This is a genomic window from Vibrio qingdaonensis (assembly GCF_026191675.1).
In the GTDB taxonomy this organism is placed as follows: domain Bacteria; phylum Pseudomonadota; class Gammaproteobacteria; order Enterobacterales; family Vibrionaceae; genus Vibrio; species Vibrio qingdaonensis.
On record NZ_JAKRRY010000002.1, the window covers coordinates 198,281 to 220,225 of the forward strand.

A 21,945-nucleotide genomic window follows, 5' to 3' on the forward strand; every position below is an offset into this window, starting at 1 on the left:
TTAAAAGGAATCGCCAAATAACTATGCGTAATAACGATATGAACATTCATCATCACCATCATCACCCAATCTAGTCTTTCGGGAGATGCACGCATACCTGAGAGCTAAAAAAACTCTCGGTGGTTCGAAGCAAGATTTAAGAATTTAACCCTCGGGAGACTAAAGCTCCCGAGGGTTTTTTCGTTTTATAATTTAAGAAATCAATAATTTGCACAGGGATACAGCAATGCAATCACAACGCCTAAGAATCGCAATTCAAAAGAAAGGTCGTCTTAGCAGAGACAGCCAAGACCTACTAAAAAAATGTGGAGTGAAGTTCAATGTCATGGGTGAGCGCCTTGTGGTTCATTCACTAAATATGCCAATAGATTTGTTATTGGTGCGTGATGATGACATTCCTGGGCTCATCATGGATGGTGTCGTTGATCTGGGCTTTATTGGTGAAAATGAATTAGAAGAAGTGCGTTTAGACCGTATAGCACTGGGTGAGCCCAACGAATTTCTTACGTTGCGCCGTCTCGATTTTGGTGGATGCCGTTTATCCATTGCGATTGATAAAGACGAAACGTATAACGGACCACAAGATTTGGCAGGTAAGCGCATTGCCACAACATACCCTCAACTTCTGAAATCTTATATGGATGAGCAAGGCGTGAACTTCAGTGCATGTATGCTAACCGGTTCGGTAGAAGTGGCCCCCCGAGCTGGGCTTGCTGATGCGATTGCCGACTTAGTTTCAACAGGCGCAACGCTAGAAGCTAACGGCTTAAAAGAAGCGGAAGTGATTTTCCGTTCTAAAGCGACGCTGATTCAGCGTAAAGGTGAGTTTGATGCGGATAAGTTAGCGCTGATTGAAAAGCTGCTGACGCGTATGCAAGGTGTGCAGCAAGCGAAAGAATCCAAGTACATTATGCTACATGCCCCAGTTGAAAAATTAGAACAGATTAAAGCGTTGCTGCCTGGTGCAGAAGATCCAACGGTATTACCGCTATCTACTGACAAAGAGCGTGTTGCCGTTCATTTAGTCAGTACCGAAAACTTGTTCTGGGAAACAATGGAAGGCTTAAAAGAACTGGGTGCGAGTTCAATACTCGTGCTGCCAATTGAAAAAATGATGGGGTAAAGACTATGAGAACCGTTGTATGGCGCTCACTGAGCCAATCCCAACAAGAATCAATTTTGGAGCGCCCCGCTATTGCTGACGGAGCGAATATTACCGCTGCTGTGTCTTCAGTCATTGAGCAGGTGCGCCAAGGCGGCGATAGCGCGGTATTAGCGTTGACCGAAAAGTTTGATAGGGTTCGCCCGGACTCTATTCGAGTGTCTAGTGACGAGATTGACGCAGCCTCAGGTCGCCTTTCCGCGAAAATGAAGCAAGCACTAGAGCAAGCGTATGCCAATATTTCAACCTTTCATAAAGCGCAGAAGCCACAACCACTGAAGGTGGAGACGCAACCTGGCGTGGTTTGTGAGCAAGTGACGCGCCCGATTAATAAAGTGGGTTTGTACATTCCTGGTGGAAGTGCGCCATTGCCTTCCACGGTATTAATGTTAGGCGTACCAGCACAAATCGCGGGATGCCGGAAGGTCGTGTTGTGTTCGCCACCCCCCATTGCTGATGAAATTTTGTATGTGGCTAAGCTCTGCAAGATTGACGAAGTTTATAACATCGGCGGTGGTCAGGCGGTCGCGGCAATGGCTTATGGGACAGAATCGGTAGCCAAAGTGGATAAGATCTTTGGTCCAGGCAATGCCTATGTTACAGAAGCGAAGCGTCAGGTGAGTAATGATTTTCGTGGTGCGGCAATTGACATGCCAGCGGGTCCTTCTGAAGTGCTGGTTATTGCCGATGATAGTGCCGATCCAGAATTCATCGCCGCAGATCTGTTGAGTCAAGCGGAGCATGGTCCAGATTCTCAGGTTGTTTTGGTGACACCATCAGCCGTCTTGGCCGATCAAGTCACAGAAGCGGTACGTAACCAACTCAAAGATCTGTCGCGTGCAGAAATTGCAGAGAAAGCATTAGGGTCAAGCTTGGTGATTATTGCTGACTCGCTAACTCAATGTGTGTCTATTTCGAATTATTACGGCCCAGAACATTTAATTGTACAAACTAAAAACCCGCGTGAGTTGCTGTCGTTACTCGATAATGCGGGCTCTATATTCTTAGGTGATTGGTCACCGGAGTCGGTTGGAGATTATGCGTCCGGAACCAATCACGTGTTACCCACGTACGGTTACACAAAAACGCACTCTAGCTTAGGTCTAGCAGATTTCTCAAAACGCATGACCGTACAAGAGCTGTCAAAGCAGGGGCTAGAGCTACTCGCCCCAACCGTGGTAACAATGGCGGAAGCGGAAGGATTAGATGCGCACAAACGAGCAGTGACAATCCGTGTAGAAAAGTTGATGCAGGAGCAGAAGTGATGGAAAAATTGGCTCGTAAACAAGTTCAAGCGTTAACGCCTTACATGTCAGCAAGACGAATTGGTGGCAGTGGCGATATTTGGTTGAACGCCAATGAATCACCCTTTGATAACGAATACAAAACAGATTTCGCTCGTCTTAATCGCTACAGCGAATGCCAGCCGAAAGCTCTCATCGAAGCTTACGCCTCCTATGCGGGTGTTGAGGCGAATCAAACGCTAACCTCACGTGGTGCAGATGAAGGTATTGAGCTATTGATACGTGCTTTTTGCGAACCAGGGGAAGACAGTATTTTATATTGTCCACCAACCTATGGTATGTATGCCATTAGCGCTGAAACCATCGGTGTTGAGCGAAAAGTCGTGCCACTCACTGCCGATTGGCAGCTTGACCTTCCAACGATTGAAGCAAACTTAGACACGGTTAAGCTCGTGTTTGTCTGTAGTCCAAATAATCCAACGGGGAATTTGGTCAACCGTGATGACATTATTACCTTGCTTGAAATGACAAAAGATAAAGCAATTGTCGTAATGGATGAGGCGTATATTGATTTTTGCCCTGAAGCCTCAACGGCGGACTTACTGGCGGATTACCCGAATCTGGCGATTTTACGAACGCTATCCAAAGCATTTGCGCTTGCTGGTTTACGGTGTGGCTTTACCTTGGCGAATGCGCCGTTAATTAATGTTCTTCTAAAGGTTATTGCGCCATACCCAGTGCCTGTCCCCGTCGCTGATATTGCGATTCAAGCATTATCAGAAAGCGGGTTAGCAAGGGCTAAGTACCAAGTATTGGACCTGAATGCCAACCGTGCGTATTTGCAAGCTGGTTTGTCAATGCTACCGGGAGTCTTGGTCCATGAAGGGTGGGGAAACTACCTGTTAGTTGAGTTCACCAATGGTGACGAACTATTCAAAGCCACTTGGGACAACGGTATTATTTTACGTAATTCACCAATTGAAAACTGTGTACGTATCAGTGTTGGTAATCGCGAAGAGTGCGAGAAAACGTTGGCATTTATCCGCAATCAAATTAATCAAAGCGCTGCCTAACAGAGCATACTGACAAGGAATTTTATAGTGAGCAATCAACAAAAAATCTTATTTATCGACCGCGATGGCACGCTGATTGTCGAGCCGCCCGTTGATTTTCAAGTCGATCGTTTGGATAAGCTGAAATTAGAACCGTATGTGATCCCAAGTTTGTTGGCATTGCAAAATGCGGGTTACCGACTCGTGATGGTAACCAATCAGGACGGACTGGGTACCGACAGTTATCCCCAAGCTGATTTTGATGCGCCACAAGATATGATGATGGAAATCTTTGAATCGCAAGGCGTCAAGTTTGACGATGTCCTTATTTGCCCGCACTTCGATGAAGACAACTGTTCATGCCGCAAGCCAAAGCTGGGTATGGTGAAAGAGTATTTACAAAGTGGCAAGGTCGATTTTAAAACATCGGTTGTTATCGGTGACCGAGAGACCGATTTGCAGCTTGCCGAAAATATGGCAATTCGTGGCATCCAATATCATCCACAAACGATGGGCTGGAGAGAGATCCTAAAAGATCTCACGGTTAACGCTCGTACAGCAGAAGTCATAAGAACGACAAAAGAAACCGACATTAAGGTGTTAGTTAACCTTGATGAAGCCGGTGGCAACGAGATTTCGACCGGAATGGGCTTCTTCGATCATATGTTGGATCAAATTGCCACACACGGCGGTTTCCAAATGAAAATTGATGTGAAAGGTGATCTACATATCGATGATCATCACACGATTGAAGATACGGCGTTGGCACTCGGTCAGGCGCTGAAAGAAGCGTTAGGTGATAAGCGTGGTATTGGTCGGTTTGGATTCAGTTTACCGATGGATGAATGTTTAGCGCAATGTGGACTCGATTTGTCTGGACGTCCATACCTGAAATTTGAAGCGGAATTTTCCCGCGAACAAGTTGGCGATTTATCTACGGAGATGGTCGTGCACTTCTTCCGTTCGCTAACGGACACTTTAGCGTGTACGCTGCACCTTTCGTCATCAGGCCACAACGATCACCACATTATTGAGAGCCTCTTCAAAGCATTTGGTCGAACCTTACGTCAGGCGATTAAAGTGGAAGGTACCGAGCTCCCGAGCAGTAAAGGGGTGTTGTAATGGCTAAAGCAGAACAAAAAGTCGTTATTATTGATACTGGTTGCGCCAATGTATCTTCGGTTAAGTTTGCGATTGAGCGCCTTGGTTACCAGGTCACAATATCAAAAGATGCCGATATCGTCCTTGCCGCCGATAAACTGTTTTTACCCGGTGTCGGCACGGCGAGCGAGGCGATGAAAAACCTCGAACAACGGGATCTTATTGAACTTGTGAAAAAGGTCGAGCAACCGCTGCTCGGAATTTGTTTGGGCATGCAGCTGCTTGGAAAACTCTCACAAGAGAAAGGGCAAAAAGCGGACGAAATAGTTGAATGCCTAGGGCTTTGCTCTGGCGAAGTTAAAAAACTGGAAACTGGTGACTTACCCTTACCACACATGGGCTGGAATACCGTGAAGGCGGATGAAGGAAATCCTTTATTCTCGGGTATTGAAGATTCTGAGTATTTCTACTTTGTGCATAGCTTTGGTATGCCAGTAGGTGATTATACCATTGCGCAGTGTGATTATGGTTTCCCTTTTAGTGCTGCTATCCAAAGTGGAAACTATTATGGTGTGCAATTTCACCCAGAGCGCTCGTCTAAAGCTGGCTCAAAGCTAATCCAGAATTTTCTTGAGTTGTTATAAGGCGTTTATTCTCTATAAGAACGCCAACTTATCAGCATTGCTATGTGGGTTGATAGGCAGCGCAAAGCGCGCTATTTAAGATGAGTTAAAAAATATTAGTTAAAAATTAGTGAAAGGGACTTAACAGTGATAATTCCAGCACTCGATTTAATCGAAGGACAAGTCGTTAGACTTTATCAAGGCGACTATGGTCAAGTGACCGAGTATAAGGTTGATCCTGCGCAGCAGTTCAACCTCTATCATCAAGCGGGCGCAGACTGGTTGCACCTTGTTGACCTTACCGGTGCTAAAGACACCACGGCACGCCAATTGGATTTAATTGCGACCTTGCTTGCGAGCACACCTGCCCATATACAGATTGGTGGAGGGGTTCGTAGTGAGCAAGATGTGGTGGATCTATTAGAAGCCGGTGCTCAGCGTGTTGTCGTCGGTTCGACAGCGGTCAAAGAACCCGAACTTGTGAAGGGATGGATGGAAAAATATGGTCCTGAAAAAATCGTCCTTGCGCTCGATATTAACATTGATGCCGATGGCGTCAGAAATGTCGCTATTTCGGGCTGGCAAGAAGACTCTGGGGTGACCATCGAAGCGCTTATTGACGATTATTTGACCGTTGGCTTAACTCATGTGTTATGTACCGATATTTCACGTGACGGGACGCTAAAAGGCAGCAATGTAGAGCTTTATGTCGACTTGTGTCAGCAATACCCGCAAGTCCAGTTTCAGTCATCAGGTGGTATTGGTAGCTTAGATGATATTGCCGCTTTGAAAGGCAGTGGTGTTTCCGGGGTCATTGTTGGGCGCGCACTGCTTGATGGCAAATTTACTGCCGAGCAGGCCTTCTCATTGTGGAATACGCCAGCATAACAGCCAGCAAGTCACCAAAATAAAAACAGCACGTCTAATGTGCTGTTTTTTTATGCGTGCAAGATAGCGTCGACCAACAAAACGCTACTCAAGTCTCACTTCTATCAATAAGCGGGTAGATCATAAGTTCTGCTAATAATGGATAAGTTAGGCTAATGTACTAATTATCCATCAAGTTAATAGGCATAAACTCCAATATTGACTGGTTTTATGTAACATTTTGGAAATATATCAAATTGATTTTGATAATGAACGCTAAGTGACTAGATTTGCATCTATCGGCTACTATTATTCACAAAGTCGAGGTTAAAGCACTTTAACATGCATATTTTCTCAGTTATAATCGCTGAATTAGCGAGTATATTAGGTTAATAATTTGTTGCAAACCGCACTTTGTAGTGCTAGCTTGTATCGAATATCAAAAGGTCGGAGTACCTTCGCAGTCAATAAAATACAGGGAGCACAAGCGCATGAATGATGTACCAGCGCTGGACATAAAAGAACTGCACAAGACGTTTGGTCAAAATGAAGTTTTAAAGGGGATTTCCCTTACCGCTCATAAAGGTGATGTCATTTCAATCATTGGCTCATCGGGCTCTGGAAAAAGTACATTTCTTCGCTGCATTAACCTTCTAGAAACACCGACTCAGGGCGAAATCTGGGTAAACGGTGAACTGATTCAAATGAAAAATAATCGCTCTGGCGAATCTGTGCCTGTCAATGAAAAGCAGGTGCAGCGTATTCGTTCACGTCTTGCGATGGTATTTCAAGGGTTCAATTTGTGGTCTCACATGACGGTACTAGAGAACGTCATCGAAGCACCCATTCATGTACTGGGTGTCCCTAAAGCTCAAGCTATTGAAAACGCAGAATTACTTCTTAAAAAGGTCGGTCTTTACGAACGCAAAGATTACTATCCGGGTCATCTATCTGGTGGTCAACAACAACGAGCAGCCATTGCGCGTGCACTTGCTGTTGAACCTGAAGTCATGTTGTTTGACGAGCCGACCTCTGCACTGGACCCTGAGCTTGTTGGGGAAGTCTTAGGTGTTATGCGTGACCTAGCCGAAGAAGGGCGAACAATGCTAGTAGTAACACATGAAATGGCATTTGCACGTGATGTGTCTAACCACGTGATGTTTCTTCATCAAGGGCTGGTGGAAGAGCAGGGCGATCCTGCGCAGCTTTTTACTACACCAAAATCGGAACGTTTAAAACAATTTATCTCTTCGATATATTAATTTGAGAGCATCTCTATTTTGAGTGCCGCTCAAAATAACGATAAAAAGCAACACAACACAACACAATACAAAAACAAAATAATGTAAGTTAGAAATAATCTAAATCACAGGAGTATGGAAATGAAAAAGTGGTTATTAGCAGCAGCGATTGTTGCAACAGCAGCAACTGGGGTAGCGCAAGCAAAGGAATGGAAAACAGTGCGTTTTGGCATTGAAGGTGCGTACCCTCCGTTTAGCTGGACAGAAGCTGATGGGTCATTAAAAGGTTTCGACGTTGACATGGCGAATGCGCTTTGTGAAGAGTTGAAAGCAAAATGTGTCATCGTTCCTCAAGATTGGGATGGCATTATTCCTTCGTTATTGGCTCGTAAATATGACGCAATCATTGCTGCAATGTCGATTACTGAAGAACGTAAAAAGAAAATCGATTTCACCGGCAAATACGCACTGATCCCGAACAAATTTATTGCTAAGAAAGGCGCTGGTATTGATTTTGAAAATCTAAATGGCGTCAAAATCGGTGTGCAACGTGCAACCACTCATGATAAATATCTCACGGACAACTTTGGCGACAGCGTTGAAATTGTACGTTATGGATCATTCGATGAAGCGTACCTTGATTTAGGTAATGGTCGTATTGCTGCTGTCCTTGGTGATGCGTCAGCATTGGAAGACGGCGTACTTAAGAAAGAAGGCGGAGAAGCATACGAATTCGTTGGTCCTTCTTTAACGGATCCAAAATGGTTTGGTGACGGCTTCGGTATCGCAGTACGTAAACAAGATAAGGACCTCACTAAGCAATTGGATGCGGCAATCCTGTCATTACGTGAGAAAGGTATTTACCAAGATATCGCTGCAAAATACTTTAACTATGACGTATACGGTGAGTAATTTACTTATCTAATTACGCTTTGATAAGGCTTGAGTGTTATCTCAAGCCTTTTTACCAAATAGGGCTCGATAACGTATTTGGTAAGTTTATCAATATTTAAGTTTCGCTGTTGGAAGAAGCTATGCTCGATTTACAAGGATATGAAGCCTCAATTTTAAAAGGGGCGGTGTTGACGATAGAAGTAGCGGTACTGTCGCTCATTCTTGCCATGCTTTTGGGCATGTTAGGTGCGTTGGCTAAACTTGCTCCTTACCGTTGGGCACGTGCGATAGCCACGCTATATACAACCGTTATTCGCGGCATCCCAGATCTGGTGCTGATGATGTTGATCTTCTTTGGCGGGCAGATTCTACTAAATAATAGCCTGTATGCGGCCAATGAATGGCTCAATAACTGGTTTACATCCAGTGATCCTAATCACGAGTGGACGTCATATTTACCCGATTATATTGATGTTTCGCCATTTATTGCCGGTGTTCTTACCATCGGTTTCATCTTCGGTGCGTACATGGCGGAGACCTTTCGGGGCGCTATTATGGCCGTTGATAAAGGTGAAATGGAGGCAGCAAAAGCCTACGGTATGAGTGGACCAATGGCGTTTCGACGCATTTTATTGCCACAAATGATCCGACATGCATTACCCGGTTTCGGCAACAACTGGTTAGTACTATTGAAAACCACCGCACTTGTTTCCATCATTGGGTTGGAAGACATGGTACGAGTGAGTTCGTTAGCGGCAGGATCGACTAAGATGCCATTTACGTTTTACATGACGGTCGCCCTAATATTTTTGTTTTTTACCGCAGTATCGACAGGCTTTCTCAAGCTGGTTGAGCGCAAATTCAGTATTCATACGAGGTAGATATGGACTTTTCTATCATTATCGACAGTTTTCCTGTTTACCTTGACGGACTATGGACGACGGCATGGCTGGTTTCATTGGCATTAGTGATTGGTTTGTGTGTTGCTATTCCGTTGGCGATTGCTCGTAATAGTAATAACTATTTGGCGATAGCACCTTCGTGGGCATTTATCTATTTTTTCCGTGGTACGCCGTTATTAGTCCAGTTGTATCTTATTTACTATGGTATGGATCAGTTTTTCCCCGTCAAAGACACGTTGTGGGAAAACGCATGGTTTTGTGCGTTAGTCGCATTTGTATTGAATACTTCAGCGTATACCGCGGAGATTATTCGAGGTGCCATTAATGGCTTACCAAAAGGGGAAGTTGAAGCGGCGAAAGCTTATGGGATGGGGTACTGGAAAACCTATCGTCGAATTATTTTGCCAAGTGCGCTACGTCGTGCGCTTCCTGCTTATAGTAACGAAGTGATCTTCATGTTACATGGTTCTGCCGTGGCTGGCATTGTCACTATTATGGATCTAACGGGAGCGGCAAGGTTGGTGAACGCTCGCTATTATGCCCCTTTTGAGTCGTTTTTAGCCGCTGGTATGTTTTATATGGCGCTGACGTTTATCATTCTCTGGGTATTTAAAAATGCTGAGAAACGTTTCCTAGCGTATTTACGCCCATTAAGCTAATTTACTGAAATAGCAAATAAGTAATAAAAAGCGCCGCGGTTGAATGCCGCGGCGCTTTTTCTATTGGCCTATGCCTCATGAGCGGATGCTATCTCGCTTTCTATAGCGCCACAGTAGCCTTATTTAAACGTCGACCAAATAGGTGCGTGATCAGAAGGTTTCTCGATGCCGCGCAGCTCGTAGTCAATACCCGCTTCGATACATCGGGTTGATAGCGATGGCGTCGCTAGCACGACATCAATACGTAGCCCTCTGTTATCAACAAATCCTTTTGAGCGATAGTCAAACCATGAAAATTGATCATCAACATTTGGGTGTAACTGGCGGAAAGTGTCAATAAAACCCCAGTCAAGCAGACGCTTTAGCCACTCTCGTTCTTCTGGTTGAAATGAGCATTTGCCCGTTTTGAGCCAGCGCTTTTGGTTAGGCGCGCCGATGCCAATATCTAAGTCAATCGGGCTGATATTAATATCACCCATGATGATGACGTCGTCTTCAGGTGTATGGTATTCGTCTAAATAAGTCATTAAGTCGTTGTAAAACTGACGTTTATACGGGAACTTAGTTTCATGGGTGATGTTGTCACCCTGAGGAAAGTAACCATTGAGCACCGTTACTTTCTTGCCATTATCATTATCAAACGTCGCCATGATCATACGTTTTTGGTGGTCGTCATTATCTGTAGGAAACCCGTATTGCACAGACGTTGGCTTTTGCTTACACAGCATGGCGACGCCATAGTGCGCTTTTTGACCATGAAAATAGACGTGATAGCCCATGGCTTCGACGTCTTCAATAGGAAAGGCATCATTGTGTACTTTGATTTCTTGTAGTCCGATGACATCGGGTTGGTGTTTATCAATGACGGCTTGCAATTGATGCAATCGAGCTCTGAGTCCATTGATGTTAAAACTGATGACTTTCATTGGAGATGGTCCTGTATTTTTTCCGATCCGATAACAGAAATATTAGCATTGTCATAGAGATGGGTATACTTCAAATTATTGAGTTACAAGTGTAATAATGTTGTAATAAAAAGCTCAATAAAAAGGATGTTCTGTCGATAACATGCCTACATGGATAACCGTTTGCGAAAAGGATGTATTATGCGAACTCTCTCCGTTCAGTGGAAAATTACGATTTTAGCCGGTTGCTGCTTATTATTTACTTCTTTGGCTCTCATTGGCTTTTCGCTTTATAACGCCACCAATAATCAACAAGCCACTCAGAAGCTGAGCTCCCAATCTGTAGTGGAAAAGTCGGAGGCGTTATTAGAAGCGCGAGCCGAAATCAACGCACGAGAAGTCAAAGATTATTTCAGCGAAGCTATTTTTCGGGCTGAGATGCTCATTTCCAACGCAAAATTTCAAAAATCTAATGCGGAAGAAAACTTTGTGCCGAGCGAAGATTTGCGTACTGCGTTAGATGAAATGCTTCGCCAGGCCGTTATTCAGTTTCCTTCTATCGAAGGGGCTTACTTGGTATTTAAACCGAACCTCCTTGATGGAGAAGACTCGAATTATGAAGGGGCAGACTATGTCGGATCGAATGAGCGCGGTCAGTTTGCCACTTACTGGAAAATCGCAGAGACAGGTGAAAATGCCAACCGATATGTGTTGAGTCAGGCGGATTTAGATAACTTTGCAGACGCTGAGCGATTTTATTGTCCGCTGGCGACAGAATCCGCCTGTGTGAGTACACCGAAGGCGACGCAAATAGCGGGCAGTACTCACTTGAGTTCGTCGCTATCGATACCGATTGAAGTTGATAACATGATTATTGGTTTTTTAGGTATTGATTTGGGGTTAACGCAACTGGCACAGACTGTCACGCAATCGGATACGAGCTTGTTTGGGGGCAGTGGTCAGGTCAATATTGTCAGCTTGGATGAATCGGTCATTGCCAGTGACAATGCTGATGTAAAAGCCGGCACGCCATTTGTCAGCTCAGTATTGTCAAACAATCAAGTGACAGATCTGATGTTTGGCGAAGAAGCCGTTATTCAGTGGAGTGCTGATGGTGAGTGGTTAACGGTATTTAACCCTATCTCTATTGCAAATCAAACCTGGGGCGTATTTTTTGATATGCCAAGAAGTTCGGTGTTAAGCGATGCCATTCGTCTTGACCAAACGCTGTCATCTCAACTTGAAGAAGGGATCGTTAGTGAAATTTTAGTCGGTGTAGGGTTTGTATTCATTGGTCTTGTGATCATCGGCGTTATGTCTCATAGCCTGGTAAAGCCAATTCGCGAAGTTGTGTCGAGACTCGAGGACATCGCTACTGGAGAAGGGGATTTAACTCAACGCCTGGAGGTGAAGTCTGGAGACGAAATTGGCCAGCTTGCGACTCAGTTTAACGCTTTCCTAGAGAAGCTTCAGACGACGATTTCGCAGGTTGCCACGACATCAAAACAGGTAATCGAAACCGCGGAGCAGGCGAAATTAACCGCGGCTTCCAGTCGAGTGAGCTGTGATGCGCAGTTTAGAGAAGTGGATCTCGTCGCCACAGCGTCAGAAGAAATGACCCAAACCGCATCGCTGGTGGTGCAAAATGCCGAAACCGCGGTTGAAGCGGCGGCGTCGGCTAATGACTCAGCCAGCCAAGGGCAAGAGGTCGCTGAGCTTTCCGCCGCTGAAATGGTGAGATTGGTCGAGCAAATGAAAGCGACGGTTCCAATAGTGGAAGAGCTGGCTCAGAACAATGCCAATATTACCGCGATTTTGGCGGTCATTGAGGGCATTTCCGAACAGACTAACCTCCTTGCGCTTAATGCGGCGATAGAGGCGGCGCGTGCGGGTGAGCAGGGTAGGGGCTTTGCTGTTGTTGCCGATGAAGTGCGCAGTTTAGCGAGCCGCACACATGACTCGGTAGGTGAGATCCGCGAAGTGATCGAGCGTGTACAAACGGGCACTAAAGATGTGGTTAACGCGATTCAGCAAGGATCGCACCTCGCCGATTCTACCGCCACGCATGTGCAACAAGCGGTGACATCATTGAGTAAGATCTTTGAGTCTATTTCAGCGATCAACGACATGAACTCACAAATCGTCAAGGCCGCTGAAGAGCAGCAGTCAGTCTCGACCGAAGTGAATCAAAACGTGACGAATATACGCGATCTGAGTGCGAAGATCTTAGAACAAGCGAGTGAGTCTGAAAAGGTTGGCAACGATATTTATGAATTGTCATCGCAGCAGCAGGCGTTGATGAAGCAATTTAAAGTGTAGCGGCGATAAGCACAGCGGCTGAAAGTGAAGAAAGATAGGTGGGGCAAACAAGCGATACCTATCTTTTTTATTTTGAATTGGCTAATAATAAGTAAGGGTTATGATTGGCCTTGTTCGACCTGTCGTAGTAAATCCGCTCGTACCATATCGATTGCTTTAAGTGCAACTTCCGGGGAGATGTCATTGCTTTCTAGCAAATAAATGAGATCGACGGCCAGTTTAACGTCTTCTGGTGCATTTTCTAAACTTTGATTTGTTGCCATTATAGAAACTTCTCACTTTCATTAATTTGATGTTCGATGTTGAGTAAAGCCGCTCGACAACGTTGCAAGCGCTGCTCGGCGATTTGCCATTCATTCTCAAGCGTCTCCTTATTTCCCCCAGAACCCAACAGACTCTCTTTATGCCTGACGAGTGCGCATAAACGGGCTTCCCATTCTTGGTGCTGGCGTAATTGGCTGTGAAGGTCGTTAGACTCCTGCGGGCTAGTAGTATTGGGCTGAGCAAATGGGGCAAGGGCTCTTTCCAATGCTTCGAGTTGAGCCACTAAGCGATCCGCTAAGTACTGCGCTTTAGTCAGAGAAATTGTATTCGACGAAAGTTGCCTTAGGTTATCTTTTGCTTCGTGCACGCAAGGTGAAAGAAAACGAGAGGATGCATTAAAGAGTTGATCATCAAATAACACCGTTACGCTCTTTTTGCGTTCAGCGTCATAGGCAGCGGCTGATTGGCGAAGCTTTTCTAGACGAGTATGCAGATCCGCGAGTTTCATCTTTTTTTCTCAGTGGTCAATCGCATAGTAATTATAGAATGATTTGTATTGGAACGGACGCTTTAAAACCATGCGTCATAGGCCAGTTTAATGGCAAGAACACTTACCACGGTGACAAAAATCGGTCGAATGAACTTGCCACCAAATTTTATCGCAGAATGGGCACCAATGTAAGCTCCCGCCATAAGGCAGACCCCCATGGTAAGTCCTAGTACCCAGTTAATGTGTCCTAAGAAAGCAAACGTCACTAAAGAGGTAAAGTTGCTGGTGAAGTTCATCGCTTTTGCCAATCCAGAGGCGAGTAGAATATTTAGCCGATATAAAGCCATTGAACTTACCGTCCAAAACGCGCCAGTTCCAGGGCCAGCAACACCGTCATAGAAGCCAAGTGACAAACCTTGCAGGTATTGCTTACGGTTGAATTTAGGGCAGCCTTTATTGACACCATTGCCGTCGGCACTTGGTGATTTATGAAAAACGGTGTAAAGCGCCGCGGCAAGAATAACGAGAGGCAATACTTTTTCTAACCACTCTGTTGAAATCATATCCACGACAAACGTACCCAAAGTGGCGCCGATAAGCGTGGCTATAAATGCTCTTTTCCAGCACTCTGGATTAAACAGTCGTTTACGATAGTAAGTAAATGCTGCCGTGGAAGAGGCGAACGTCGCCGCTAATTTATTGGTGCCAAGGGCAATATGCGGAGGCAGACCAAGAGACAGTAAGGCAGGCACAGTGAGCATACCACCGCCGCCGGCTACCGCATCGATAAAGCCTGCCACAAAGGCAACAAGCGCAAGCACCACAAGCATGCTTGGTTCAATAAATTCCATGGAGACCTGTCACCTTAGTATTCGATAGTTCTTTTAAATGGGGGTAGGGAATCGAGAAGTGACTTGCCATACCTTTTTGTTACGATGCGCCTGTCTAGAATATACAAGGTACCGCAATCTCTTTCTTTACGTAATAGACGTCCCGCTGATTGTATCAGCTTTTTACTGGCCTCAGGAACTGTAATCTGTAGAAATGGATTGCCGCCTTTGCGTTCGATATATTCTGCATGTGCTTGTTCAATCGGTGAAGTCGGCACTCCAAACGGTATTTTAGTTATAATGAGGTTTTCAAGTAACTCTCCGGGCAAATCTAGCCCTTCAGAAAAGCTACCAGTGCCAAAAAGTACACTGGTTTTACCGCATTGAGTCAGCGTTTTATGTTTATTTAGAATTTCTGTGCGTGATGTTTCGCCCTGGATCTGCAGGTGCCAGCCTTTTAAGGCAAATTTGCCTTTAATGTCATTAGCCACTTGGTTCATCTGCCAATAGGAAGAAAACAGTACTAGATTGCTCTTACCATCGGCGATGTATTCCATGAGCTTTTCTTTAAGTTCATCGGTAAACGGAGTCGCCTGCGGCTCATATTTCATTTTTGGCACAACAAGCTCAGCTTGATTAGCGTAATCAAACGGTGAGGCGAGGGCTAGAAATTGCACGCCGTCTTCTTCTTTTTGGCTAATACCACTTTGATGGCAAAAGAAAGAGAAGGAATTTAACGCTCGCATTGTGGCAGAGACCAACACAGCGCCAACGCAACGAGACCAAATTTGCTGGTCGAGCTGCCAACCCACTTCCAACGGCGATACGCTGACAACATGGTCATTATCGCGCTCTTTGCTTTGTTCAATCCAACGCGCAAGTGGCGCCCCTTTTTCTTTTTTAGGCTCACTCATGAGTCGCCATACGGCGGCAAGGTTTTCAAAACGCTGAATATAGAATCCTAGCTCTGCTAAGGCGGGCTCGGCGAGCTTTGCTGAAAGTTCGCCGTCTTTAAGACGTTCGGAAATCAAATCCGCAATTTTACCCGAGGCTTGTGCACCTTTTTGAGTGATGGATTTGAGATCTTTAGCTTGGGTTTCAAGCCACGTAGGCAGTTCTCCATCTTCAAATCGGCAATAACTTTCTTCAAAGGTTAACGATGAGCAAAAGGTATTCACTTCACCCAGTATTGGAATGAGTTGCTGAATAGAGTCTTGCAATTCATTACGAAAACGCCCGACGCGTTTTTCATCCGCAAGTCCGGAGAACTTCGATACGGCTTGGTTTAACCGCTCTAACCAACTCACCGCCCCTTTTAATGTTGATGAGGCTGAAGCGTGGTCTCTAGCGACATGCGGTAGATGGTGGGCTTCGTCGAAGATAAAAATGGTGTTTTCTGGTTCCGGCAAAATCACCCCGCCGCCCAAGTCAGCGTCGGCCATGACTAAGCTATGGTTGGCAATAATGACATCGTTTTTGTCTAGCTCTGATCGTGCTTTAGCAAAAGGGCACTGTCTGTGAGCGGGGAGTCCGCTATTGCAGCTGTGCTTTTCACTCACAATGGTTTGCCAAATGGCATCATCAATGGGGGCTGGCCATGAATCTCGGTCACCATTCCACTTATTTTGGGTTAGCTTTTCATACATATCATGAAGCTGTTTGATATCACTTTTCTTTGGTTTGGACTCAAACATGGCAAGTTGGCTATTATCTACGCCAGTTTCGCCACCACATGCCACCGCTAACTTTTCGGCACAGCAATAGCGCTGACGTCCTTTGGCAATAATAAAAGAGAAGTTTTGGTCAGTAATACGCCGAAACAGAGGCAAGTCTTTATCAAGTAACTGCTCTTGCAGTGCGACAGTGGCAGTAGAGATGACTATTTTGCGATTGTTTTGTACCGCGATAGGAATCGCGGCCATTAGATAAGACAGACTTTTACCAATTCCTGTCCCGGCCTCTGCAACAATAATACGCGTCGACTTGTGATATTGACCAAGCAACGTCTTGGCAATTTCAGACACAAGATAGTTTTGTGCGCGTCTAGGAACGAAGTTATCCAGTTGATGTTGCAGGTTTTGATAACTTTGACGAATTGATGATTGTATTTTACTGGTTGTCATACTGTGATCCAAATTGCAGTGCGGCGATGATAGCACACTTCGATTGGTGACATTCAGAGATTCTCATCATCACTTTACGGTGATAGTTTTGATCAATGTCACAAAAATTGAGTGAACTTTCATAGACCTATATATCTTTCAATGGTCAAAAAATATAAAACCCCAAAAAATGCATTTTAGCAGTGCTATATTTTAAAAAGCCGGTGTTTACATGCGATTTCTTGGAGTTTATGCCTGATTGATGTGGTGATTTTAGTGCTGGGTTTGCACGTTTTGAGTGCGCTTAAAGTTTGCGGTGTGTCACATGGGTTGTTGTAACTCGTTGTTTTTGTGGGTTTATAGTAATTTATGTGTTTTATTTAGGGTGTTTGACATTGTCTTATAACTTTTGCATTCTTGATTTCGAGATTTAACGACGCTGAAACGACTTAGGAACAAAAGGTTGTTGTTCTAAAAAATGATTTTGGCGCGATATATATTAAAAAAGGGAACCGAAAGGGAATTCCCATCTAATGAAAAGGCAGTGGATTATCATGAAAAAGACTCTAGTAGCTCTAGCAGTATTGGCAGCAGGTTCTGCGCAAGCAGGTATCGAAATTTATAACCAAGACAAAGTGACTGTTAACCTAAAAGGTGACATCGAAGTTGTTTACTTGAAGGGAACTGATGCTGACGCTGAATTCCAACAAGAAATTCAAGATGCAGACTTTGGTTTTGATACTCGTTATGCAATTAACGATGACCTTCAGTTTGGTGGTTTTTGGGAGTTTAAAGGTTCGAGCACAGACACTCAATCGGGCAACGCATACGTTGGTCTATACTCACAAGCCGCTGGTTCAATCATTTTTGGTCGTCTAGATTCTATTCTGGATGATGCTGGTATTGGTTCAGATTACCAGTTTGGTCTAAACTCTTTCTTCTCAAACGGTTCTCCATTTGGTGCTGACGAGTCTGTACGTTACGATATCGACAAAGGTAGCTTCTACGGCGGCATTGCATACAAGCAAGATAAAAACGGTTCTACCGACCTAGGTAAAGATGGCAGCATGGTTGATGCTAAAATCGGTGCTCGCGTAGCAGATTTTGACTTTACTGGTTTCTACGGTCAAGGTGACTTCAAAGGTGAAGGCGCACACTTAGGTGGACGACCAGATGAAAAGCCTGCTAACACTGACAAGCTAGAAGGTAAAGAAACACTTTGGGCACTAGAGGCTCGTTGGGCTGCTATGCAAAACCTTAACCTAGAGCTTGGTTACTACAACATTAGTTTAGATGCTACTTCATTGAACGGTACACCTATAGATGGGTCGCTTACTAACAATACTCTTGGTTTAGCAGCAGATTACACAATTGAAAAGTTCGTAATCGCAGGTGGTGTTAGCCAATCGAAGTATGATGAAGCAATTCAAATCGGTTCTACAGGTGACTCTTATGACAAAGTGACTAACTGGTTCATCAATGCTGGCTACGCAGTTGCACCTGGCGCAACTGCATACGTAGAAGTTGGCGGCGATGATGGCTACAATGACAACGGTGACAAAAACGGCACTGGTGTAGCAGTTGGTGTTAAAGCTGAATTCTAATCTAGCTTTTAGCTAAAAGATTATTTTAAAAGCCACCCTAGGGTGGCTTTTTTACGTCTGCAATAGAGTGATTTAGATGTCAATTTATCTAAAAAATCCTTTTTTGCGAGTGTTCTCTGTGTCATGCTGTTTGTAAGATAGCAGGCAGCAGTAAAGGAAGCCGATCGTGAAAAATAGTATGGTTGTTCTCGCCACATTAGGGCTGGCGTTTAGTGTAAATTCGGCGACGCTTGTACCAATGAAGGGCGTCTCGGTTTACTTTATCAATGGTCAAGAAGCTGAAGAACGAATTGGTAAAAACGAGCTCGAGCAAGGTGAAAACCAAGTTGTGGTTCGTATGGATAAAAAACTGGGTAAAGGTAGCAGTGCCAATGTTTATACTTCTGCGCCGTATGTCCTTACTGTGAATGTGACGGGTGACGAGGTGAAAATTAATCACCCAGTGGCGCGCAGTGAGCAAGAAGCGAAAGTGGCGTTTCGTGGTGATACGCCGCCCCAATGGCGCGTGACGCAAGATGGTTATGCCTTAGCGTATGAGCAAGAAAAGCTAAAAGGCAAAGACGGGTTTATGCCGTACATGCAAATGGATGAACTCATTGCCGCGCATAACGCTGAGCGAGGCATTACTTTCACATCCGGTGAAATGGTGGTAGCGACGTCGGCAGCCCCTGTCGCGACAGCGGCTGCCGCAACTTCGGTTGCTGCGACGGTAGCGGATACCCCTAAAGTATCGGCTAGCGCAGCGTCTAAAGAGGTGGTCACACCGCAAGCATCAGATAATGTTGGCCAGCTTCAAGCTTGGTATTTGAAAGCCTCCAAGCAAGAGCGTAAAGAATTCCGTAAGTGGATGATTGATCAAGAGTAGCTAGGGCTGTTTTGAGTGATTATGATCGGATAAAAATATAATGAAAGGAGCTTCGGCTCCTTTTTTGATGCAAGTCGTTCACCAATGGCCACGATAATAGCGATATGAATCCAACAAATAGTACAGATTTCTATCAAGCAGTAAGCAAACAAAAGTGGCTAGAAAAGACGGCGTACTAACAATAATCTGACTGGAGTTTGGTGATTTTGAGTTAAACTTAACGCCTTATCGTTACTTATTGTCAATTTATCGTGAATCAACTTATTACCCTTATCCAACGTTTCCCTAAGTGTATTTTACTTTTCGTACTTGCGCTGACTGCAGCCAGTGCTTGGTACGGGCAACAACACTTCAAAATGAACGCCGATCTCTCCTCGCTGGTGAAACAAGATGGCGCGTGGGTTGATAATCTCGCTCACCTTGAAGAGGCATTTCCTGAAACGGGTAATGTGGTGGTGTTGGTCACGAGCCAAGATGGTGAGCTTGCTAAGCAAAGTGTTGAATCACTCGCTGATGAGTTGGCTTCGTCTTCTGTTATTAAAGACGTCTTTGCCCCGTCGACCTTATCATGGTTCCAGCAACATGCTCTGGGGTTCATCGACGACAGTGACTATCAAACCCTTGAAAAGATGGTTAGCCAACAGGTAGCACCATTAGTTGCTGGCGCTAACGCTCAGCGCTTAGAGGTGTATTTGGGGCAATTAATTGACCGTAATAGTCACATTGCTACTCGTGCTCTAGGTAGCGATAGTTCGGTAGAGCGAGATAAAGCGAACGAAAATATACTGGAGCCTTTATTGTTAGCGGCTAGCGGTCAAAAATTTGACTGGGCACGCGAGTTAAGCGGTCATATTACCTCGCCAACTGCGTACGCTATAACACTGGTTGCGCAGCCAGATGATAGCGTTAAGGAGCCAAACAGAGCGATAATTGAAGCGATTCATCATGCGGTCACAGCAGCGGAATTACCATCTAGTGTCGCGGTACAGATTACTGGTCAAGCGGCTTTAGATTTCGACGAAATCGTTGACGCGAATAATAGCATCGCCATTGCGGGTAGTGCGTCGCTGATTGGTCTAGTATTGATACTTGCTATTGGCATTCGCTCGCTTCGTGTCATTGTTGCGTGTTATTTGACGGTCATCATAGGGTTGGTGTGGACGTTCGCCGCCGGTCTGTTTGTCGTGGGATCGTACAACACCATCTCTATCGTGTTTATGGTGATGTTTATTGGCCTTGCCGTCGACTTTTCTATTCATCTTTGTCTTCATATTCAAGAACTCAGAATTAAAGGCGAAGACAACCGTCATAGCTTGACTCATGCCGTCGCTCATTCGTTTCGCCCGTTGGCGCTGTGCGCGCTTTCCTCTGGAATTGGGTTTCTTAGTTTTTATCCCACTGCCTACACGGGACTGGGTGAGTTAGGTATTGTTTCCGCATTAGGCATGTTACTTGGGTTATTGGCGACATTTGTCGTAATACCACTATTTTTTACCTTATTTGGTTACCCAACGGTTAAACATAAAACTGACACGCGCTATTTTTCTGCGTTTGGTCATGGGCTTGCGACTTATAAGCGGACAATCACCTTTTTAATGGTTTGCCTGTCATTGGTGATGGGTTATGGCGCCACTCAATTTAAGTTTGATTTTTCGACGTTAGTATTGAAAAACCCACAGTCGGAGTCTGTGTTAGGGTTGTATGCATTACAACAACATGGATTGGGTTCTAGCTACCAGTTATATGCGGTCGCCAAGAACGAACAAGAAGCGAAGCAATGGAAGTCACAGTTACTTAACGAACCAACCATCAGTCAAGTCATCATTGCTAGCGATTTCATGCCAACAGAATTGGCACAACGCACGCAGCAATTGTCTGATGTTTTGCAGCCCAACATGACAGCAAAACCATTGTCATTAAGTGAGTTTAAGCGTTTAGCGGTGGAAAAGGGTTGGCCAAATGCTGAGCGTATTCCAACAATGGCGAATGATAGTGCTGATCTTGGGTCACTGACCCAAGCGCTATTTTCTAGTGTCGACAGCGATACGTTATCCGCAATCACGTCAAATGCGACGGGATTGAATATTGATGAAGATTTGCCTCGCTCGCTTTATCAACGCTACATCAGTAAGCAAGGAGAATGGCTGGTCGCCATCACGCCGTTAGGAGACATGAGTAATGTCGAAGAATTAAACCAGTTTATTAGCGATGTGCAGTTTATTGCTCCGAATGCCACGGGGCGCGCCGTCGCCGAAAAAGAAGTGGGGGGCATTGTCGTCGATGCCTTTAGAGCTGCGATTTTGATGTCGATCTTGGCGATCGCGTTGATCCTGATTTGGACGGTGAACAAGAAACGCGACATTGTACTCATTTTTATTCCGTTAGGCTTAGCGACGATCACTACCTTAGGGATGATGTATTGGCTCAACTTGTCCATGAATATGGCTAATATTATTGTGGTCCCATTGATTTTTGGCTTAGGGGTGGATAATGGCATTCATATCGTTAAGCGTTTTCGTGCCGTGGGCAGTTTGGAAGGTTTTTTTAAGACCTCGACACCTAAAGCATCCCTAATCAGCTGTTTAACTACTCTTGCGACGTTTGGCGCGTTAATTGTTGCCAAGCATCAAGGGATGCACTCTATCGGAATGGTGTTAACGATCGCCTTGTCGAGTATTCTGGTTTACAGTTTGGTACTGTTACCTATTATGCTAGAAGCGACGAAGAAGTCGGAGAAAATCAGCGAAGTGGAAGCGAGTAGTAAAGAAAGGTAAGCGGTGTAGGAAGTGAGCCACTCATTGACTGGTGAGTGGCTGCGCGG

Annotated in this window: 19 protein-coding genes and 1 other annotated feature; of the genes, 14 read left to right on the forward strand and 5 right to left on the reverse strand. The window is 45.0% G+C overall.

Features of this window, described 5'->3' with window-relative positions; translation table 11 throughout:
* Window positions 1–49: 49 nt before the first annotated feature.
* Window positions 50–184: a sequence feature (His leader region), on the forward strand.
* A gap of 42 nt (window positions 185–226) precedes the next feature.
* The 10 genes from hisG to MD535_RS02895 all read left to right on the forward strand — a co-directional run bounded on the left by hisG (window position 227) and on the right by MD535_RS02895 (window position 9,745).
* The gene (gene hisG, locus MD535_RS02850) at window positions 227–1,123 is read left to right on the forward strand and encodes an ATP phosphoribosyltransferase (RefSeq protein WP_265673424.1); all 897 of its coding nucleotides are present in this window, start codon (window positions 227–229) and stop codon (window positions 1,121–1,123) included.
* Window positions 1,124–1,128: 5 nt separating this feature from the next.
* Window positions 1,129–2,427 (forward strand): histidinol dehydrogenase, encoded by a 1,299-nt coding sequence (gene hisD / locus MD535_RS02855; RefSeq protein ID WP_265673425.1) that lies wholly within the window; start codon window positions 1,129–1,131, stop codon window positions 2,425–2,427.
* Window positions 2,427–3,479, forward strand: a complete 1,053-nt coding sequence (hisC, locus tag MD535_RS02860; RefSeq protein ID WP_265673577.1) for a histidinol-phosphate transaminase — start codon at window positions 2,427–2,429, stop codon at window positions 3,477–3,479. The genes hisD and hisC overlap by 1 nt, the downstream gene beginning before the upstream one ends.
* A gap of 27 nt (window positions 3,480–3,506) precedes the next feature.
* Window positions 3,507–4,580: a bifunctional histidinol-phosphatase/imidazoleglycerol-phosphate dehydratase HisB gene (gene hisB / locus MD535_RS02865; RefSeq protein WP_265673426.1), complete on the forward strand. Its 1,074-nt coding sequence runs from the start codon at window positions 3,507–3,509 to the stop codon at window positions 4,578–4,580.
* The gene (hisH, locus tag MD535_RS02870) at window positions 4,580–5,203 is read left to right on the forward strand and encodes an imidazole glycerol phosphate synthase subunit HisH (RefSeq protein WP_265673427.1); all 624 of its coding nucleotides are present in this window, start codon (window positions 4,580–4,582) and stop codon (window positions 5,201–5,203) included. Before hisB ends, hisH begins: the two co-directional genes overlap by 1 nt.
* 126 nt (window positions 5,204–5,329) lie before the next feature.
* Window positions 5,330–6,070, forward strand: a complete 741-nt coding sequence (hisA, locus tag MD535_RS02875) for a 1-(5-phosphoribosyl)-5-[(5-phosphoribosylamino)methylideneamino]imidazole-4-carboxamide isomerase (RefSeq protein WP_265673428.1) — start codon at window positions 5,330–5,332, stop codon at window positions 6,068–6,070.
* Window positions 6,071–6,540: 470 nt separating this feature from the next.
* Window positions 6,541–7,311, forward strand: coding sequence for an ABC transporter ATP-binding protein (locus MD535_RS02880; RefSeq protein ID WP_265673429.1), 771 nt, complete (start codon window positions 6,541–6,543; stop codon window positions 7,309–7,311).
* Window positions 7,312–7,431: 120 nt separating this feature from the next.
* Window positions 7,432–8,202 carry an ABC transporter substrate-binding protein gene (locus MD535_RS02885; protein WP_265673430.1) on the forward strand — a complete coding sequence of 257 codons (771 nt, stop codon included), beginning with the start codon at window positions 7,432–7,434 and terminating at the stop codon, window positions 8,200–8,202.
* Window positions 8,203–8,324: 122 nt separating this feature from the next.
* Window positions 8,325–9,065 carry an ABC transporter permease gene (locus MD535_RS02890; protein WP_265673431.1) on the forward strand — a complete coding sequence of 247 codons (741 nt, stop codon included), beginning with the start codon at window positions 8,325–8,327 and terminating at the stop codon, window positions 9,063–9,065.
* 2 nt (window positions 9,066–9,067) lie between these two features.
* A complete protein-coding gene (locus tag MD535_RS02895) occupies window positions 9,068–9,745 on the forward strand; it encodes an ABC transporter permease (protein WP_265673432.1) in 678 nt (225 codons plus the stop codon).
* A gap of 119 nt (window positions 9,746–9,864) precedes the next feature.
* On the opposite strand, the gene xthA is transcribed toward MD535_RS02895, so the two are convergent.
* On the reverse strand, window positions 9,865–10,671 hold the full coding sequence (gene xthA / locus MD535_RS02900) for an exodeoxyribonuclease III (RefSeq protein ID WP_265673433.1): 807 nt from the start codon (window positions 10,669–10,671) through the stop codon (window positions 9,865–9,867).
* Between the two features lie 180 nt (window positions 10,672–10,851).
* Here xthA and MD535_RS02905 point away from each other — a divergent pair, with 180 nt between their 5' ends.
* Window positions 10,852–12,969, forward strand: coding sequence for a methyl-accepting chemotaxis protein (locus tag MD535_RS02905; protein ID WP_265673434.1), 2,118 nt, complete (start codon window positions 10,852–10,854; stop codon window positions 12,967–12,969).
* Window positions 12,970–13,067: 98 nt separating this feature from the next.
* Here MD535_RS02905 and rsmS read toward each other — a convergent pair whose 3' ends face one another.
* From rsmS to dinG, 4 genes are all read right to left on the reverse strand, one after another.
* Window positions 13,068–13,232: a pleiotropic regulatory protein RsmS gene (gene rsmS, locus MD535_RS02910; RefSeq protein ID WP_265673435.1), complete on the reverse strand. Its 165-nt coding sequence runs from the start codon at window positions 13,230–13,232 to the stop codon at window positions 13,068–13,070.
* Window positions 13,232–13,741: a primosomal replication protein gene (locus MD535_RS02915; protein WP_265673436.1), complete on the reverse strand. Its 510-nt coding sequence runs from the start codon at window positions 13,739–13,741 to the stop codon at window positions 13,232–13,234. The genes rsmS and MD535_RS02915 overlap by 1 nt, the downstream gene beginning before the upstream one ends.
* Before the next feature lie 62 nt (window positions 13,742–13,803).
* A complete protein-coding gene (locus MD535_RS02920) occupies window positions 13,804–14,574 on the reverse strand; it encodes a TSUP family transporter (RefSeq protein WP_265673437.1) in 771 nt (256 codons plus the stop codon).
* A gap of 14 nt (window positions 14,575–14,588) precedes the next feature.
* Window positions 14,589–16,676 carry an ATP-dependent DNA helicase DinG gene (dinG, locus tag MD535_RS02925; protein WP_265673438.1) on the reverse strand — a complete coding sequence of 696 codons (2,088 nt, stop codon included), beginning with the start codon at window positions 16,674–16,676 and terminating at the stop codon, window positions 14,589–14,591.
* A gap of 533 nt (window positions 16,677–17,209) precedes the next feature.
* Between dinG and MD535_RS02930 the strand changes: the two genes are divergently transcribed.
* The 3 genes from MD535_RS02930 (at window position 17,210) to MD535_RS02940 (ending at window position 21,898) form a co-directional block, all read left to right on the forward strand.
* On the forward strand, window positions 17,210–18,259 hold the full coding sequence (locus MD535_RS02930; protein ID WP_265673439.1) for a porin: 1,050 nt from the start codon (window positions 17,210–17,212) through the stop codon (window positions 18,257–18,259).
* Window positions 18,260–18,425: 166 nt separating this feature from the next.
* Entirely contained in the window at window positions 18,426–19,124 is a 699-nt protein-coding gene (locus MD535_RS02935) for a DUF2057 domain-containing protein (protein ID WP_265673440.1), read from the forward strand.
* A gap of 251 nt (window positions 19,125–19,375) precedes the next feature.
* Window positions 19,376–21,898 carry an efflux RND transporter permease subunit gene (locus MD535_RS02940; protein ID WP_265673441.1) on the forward strand — a complete coding sequence of 841 codons (2,523 nt, stop codon included), beginning with the start codon at window positions 19,376–19,378 and terminating at the stop codon, window positions 21,896–21,898.
* Window positions 21,899–21,945: the final 47 nt, after the last annotated feature.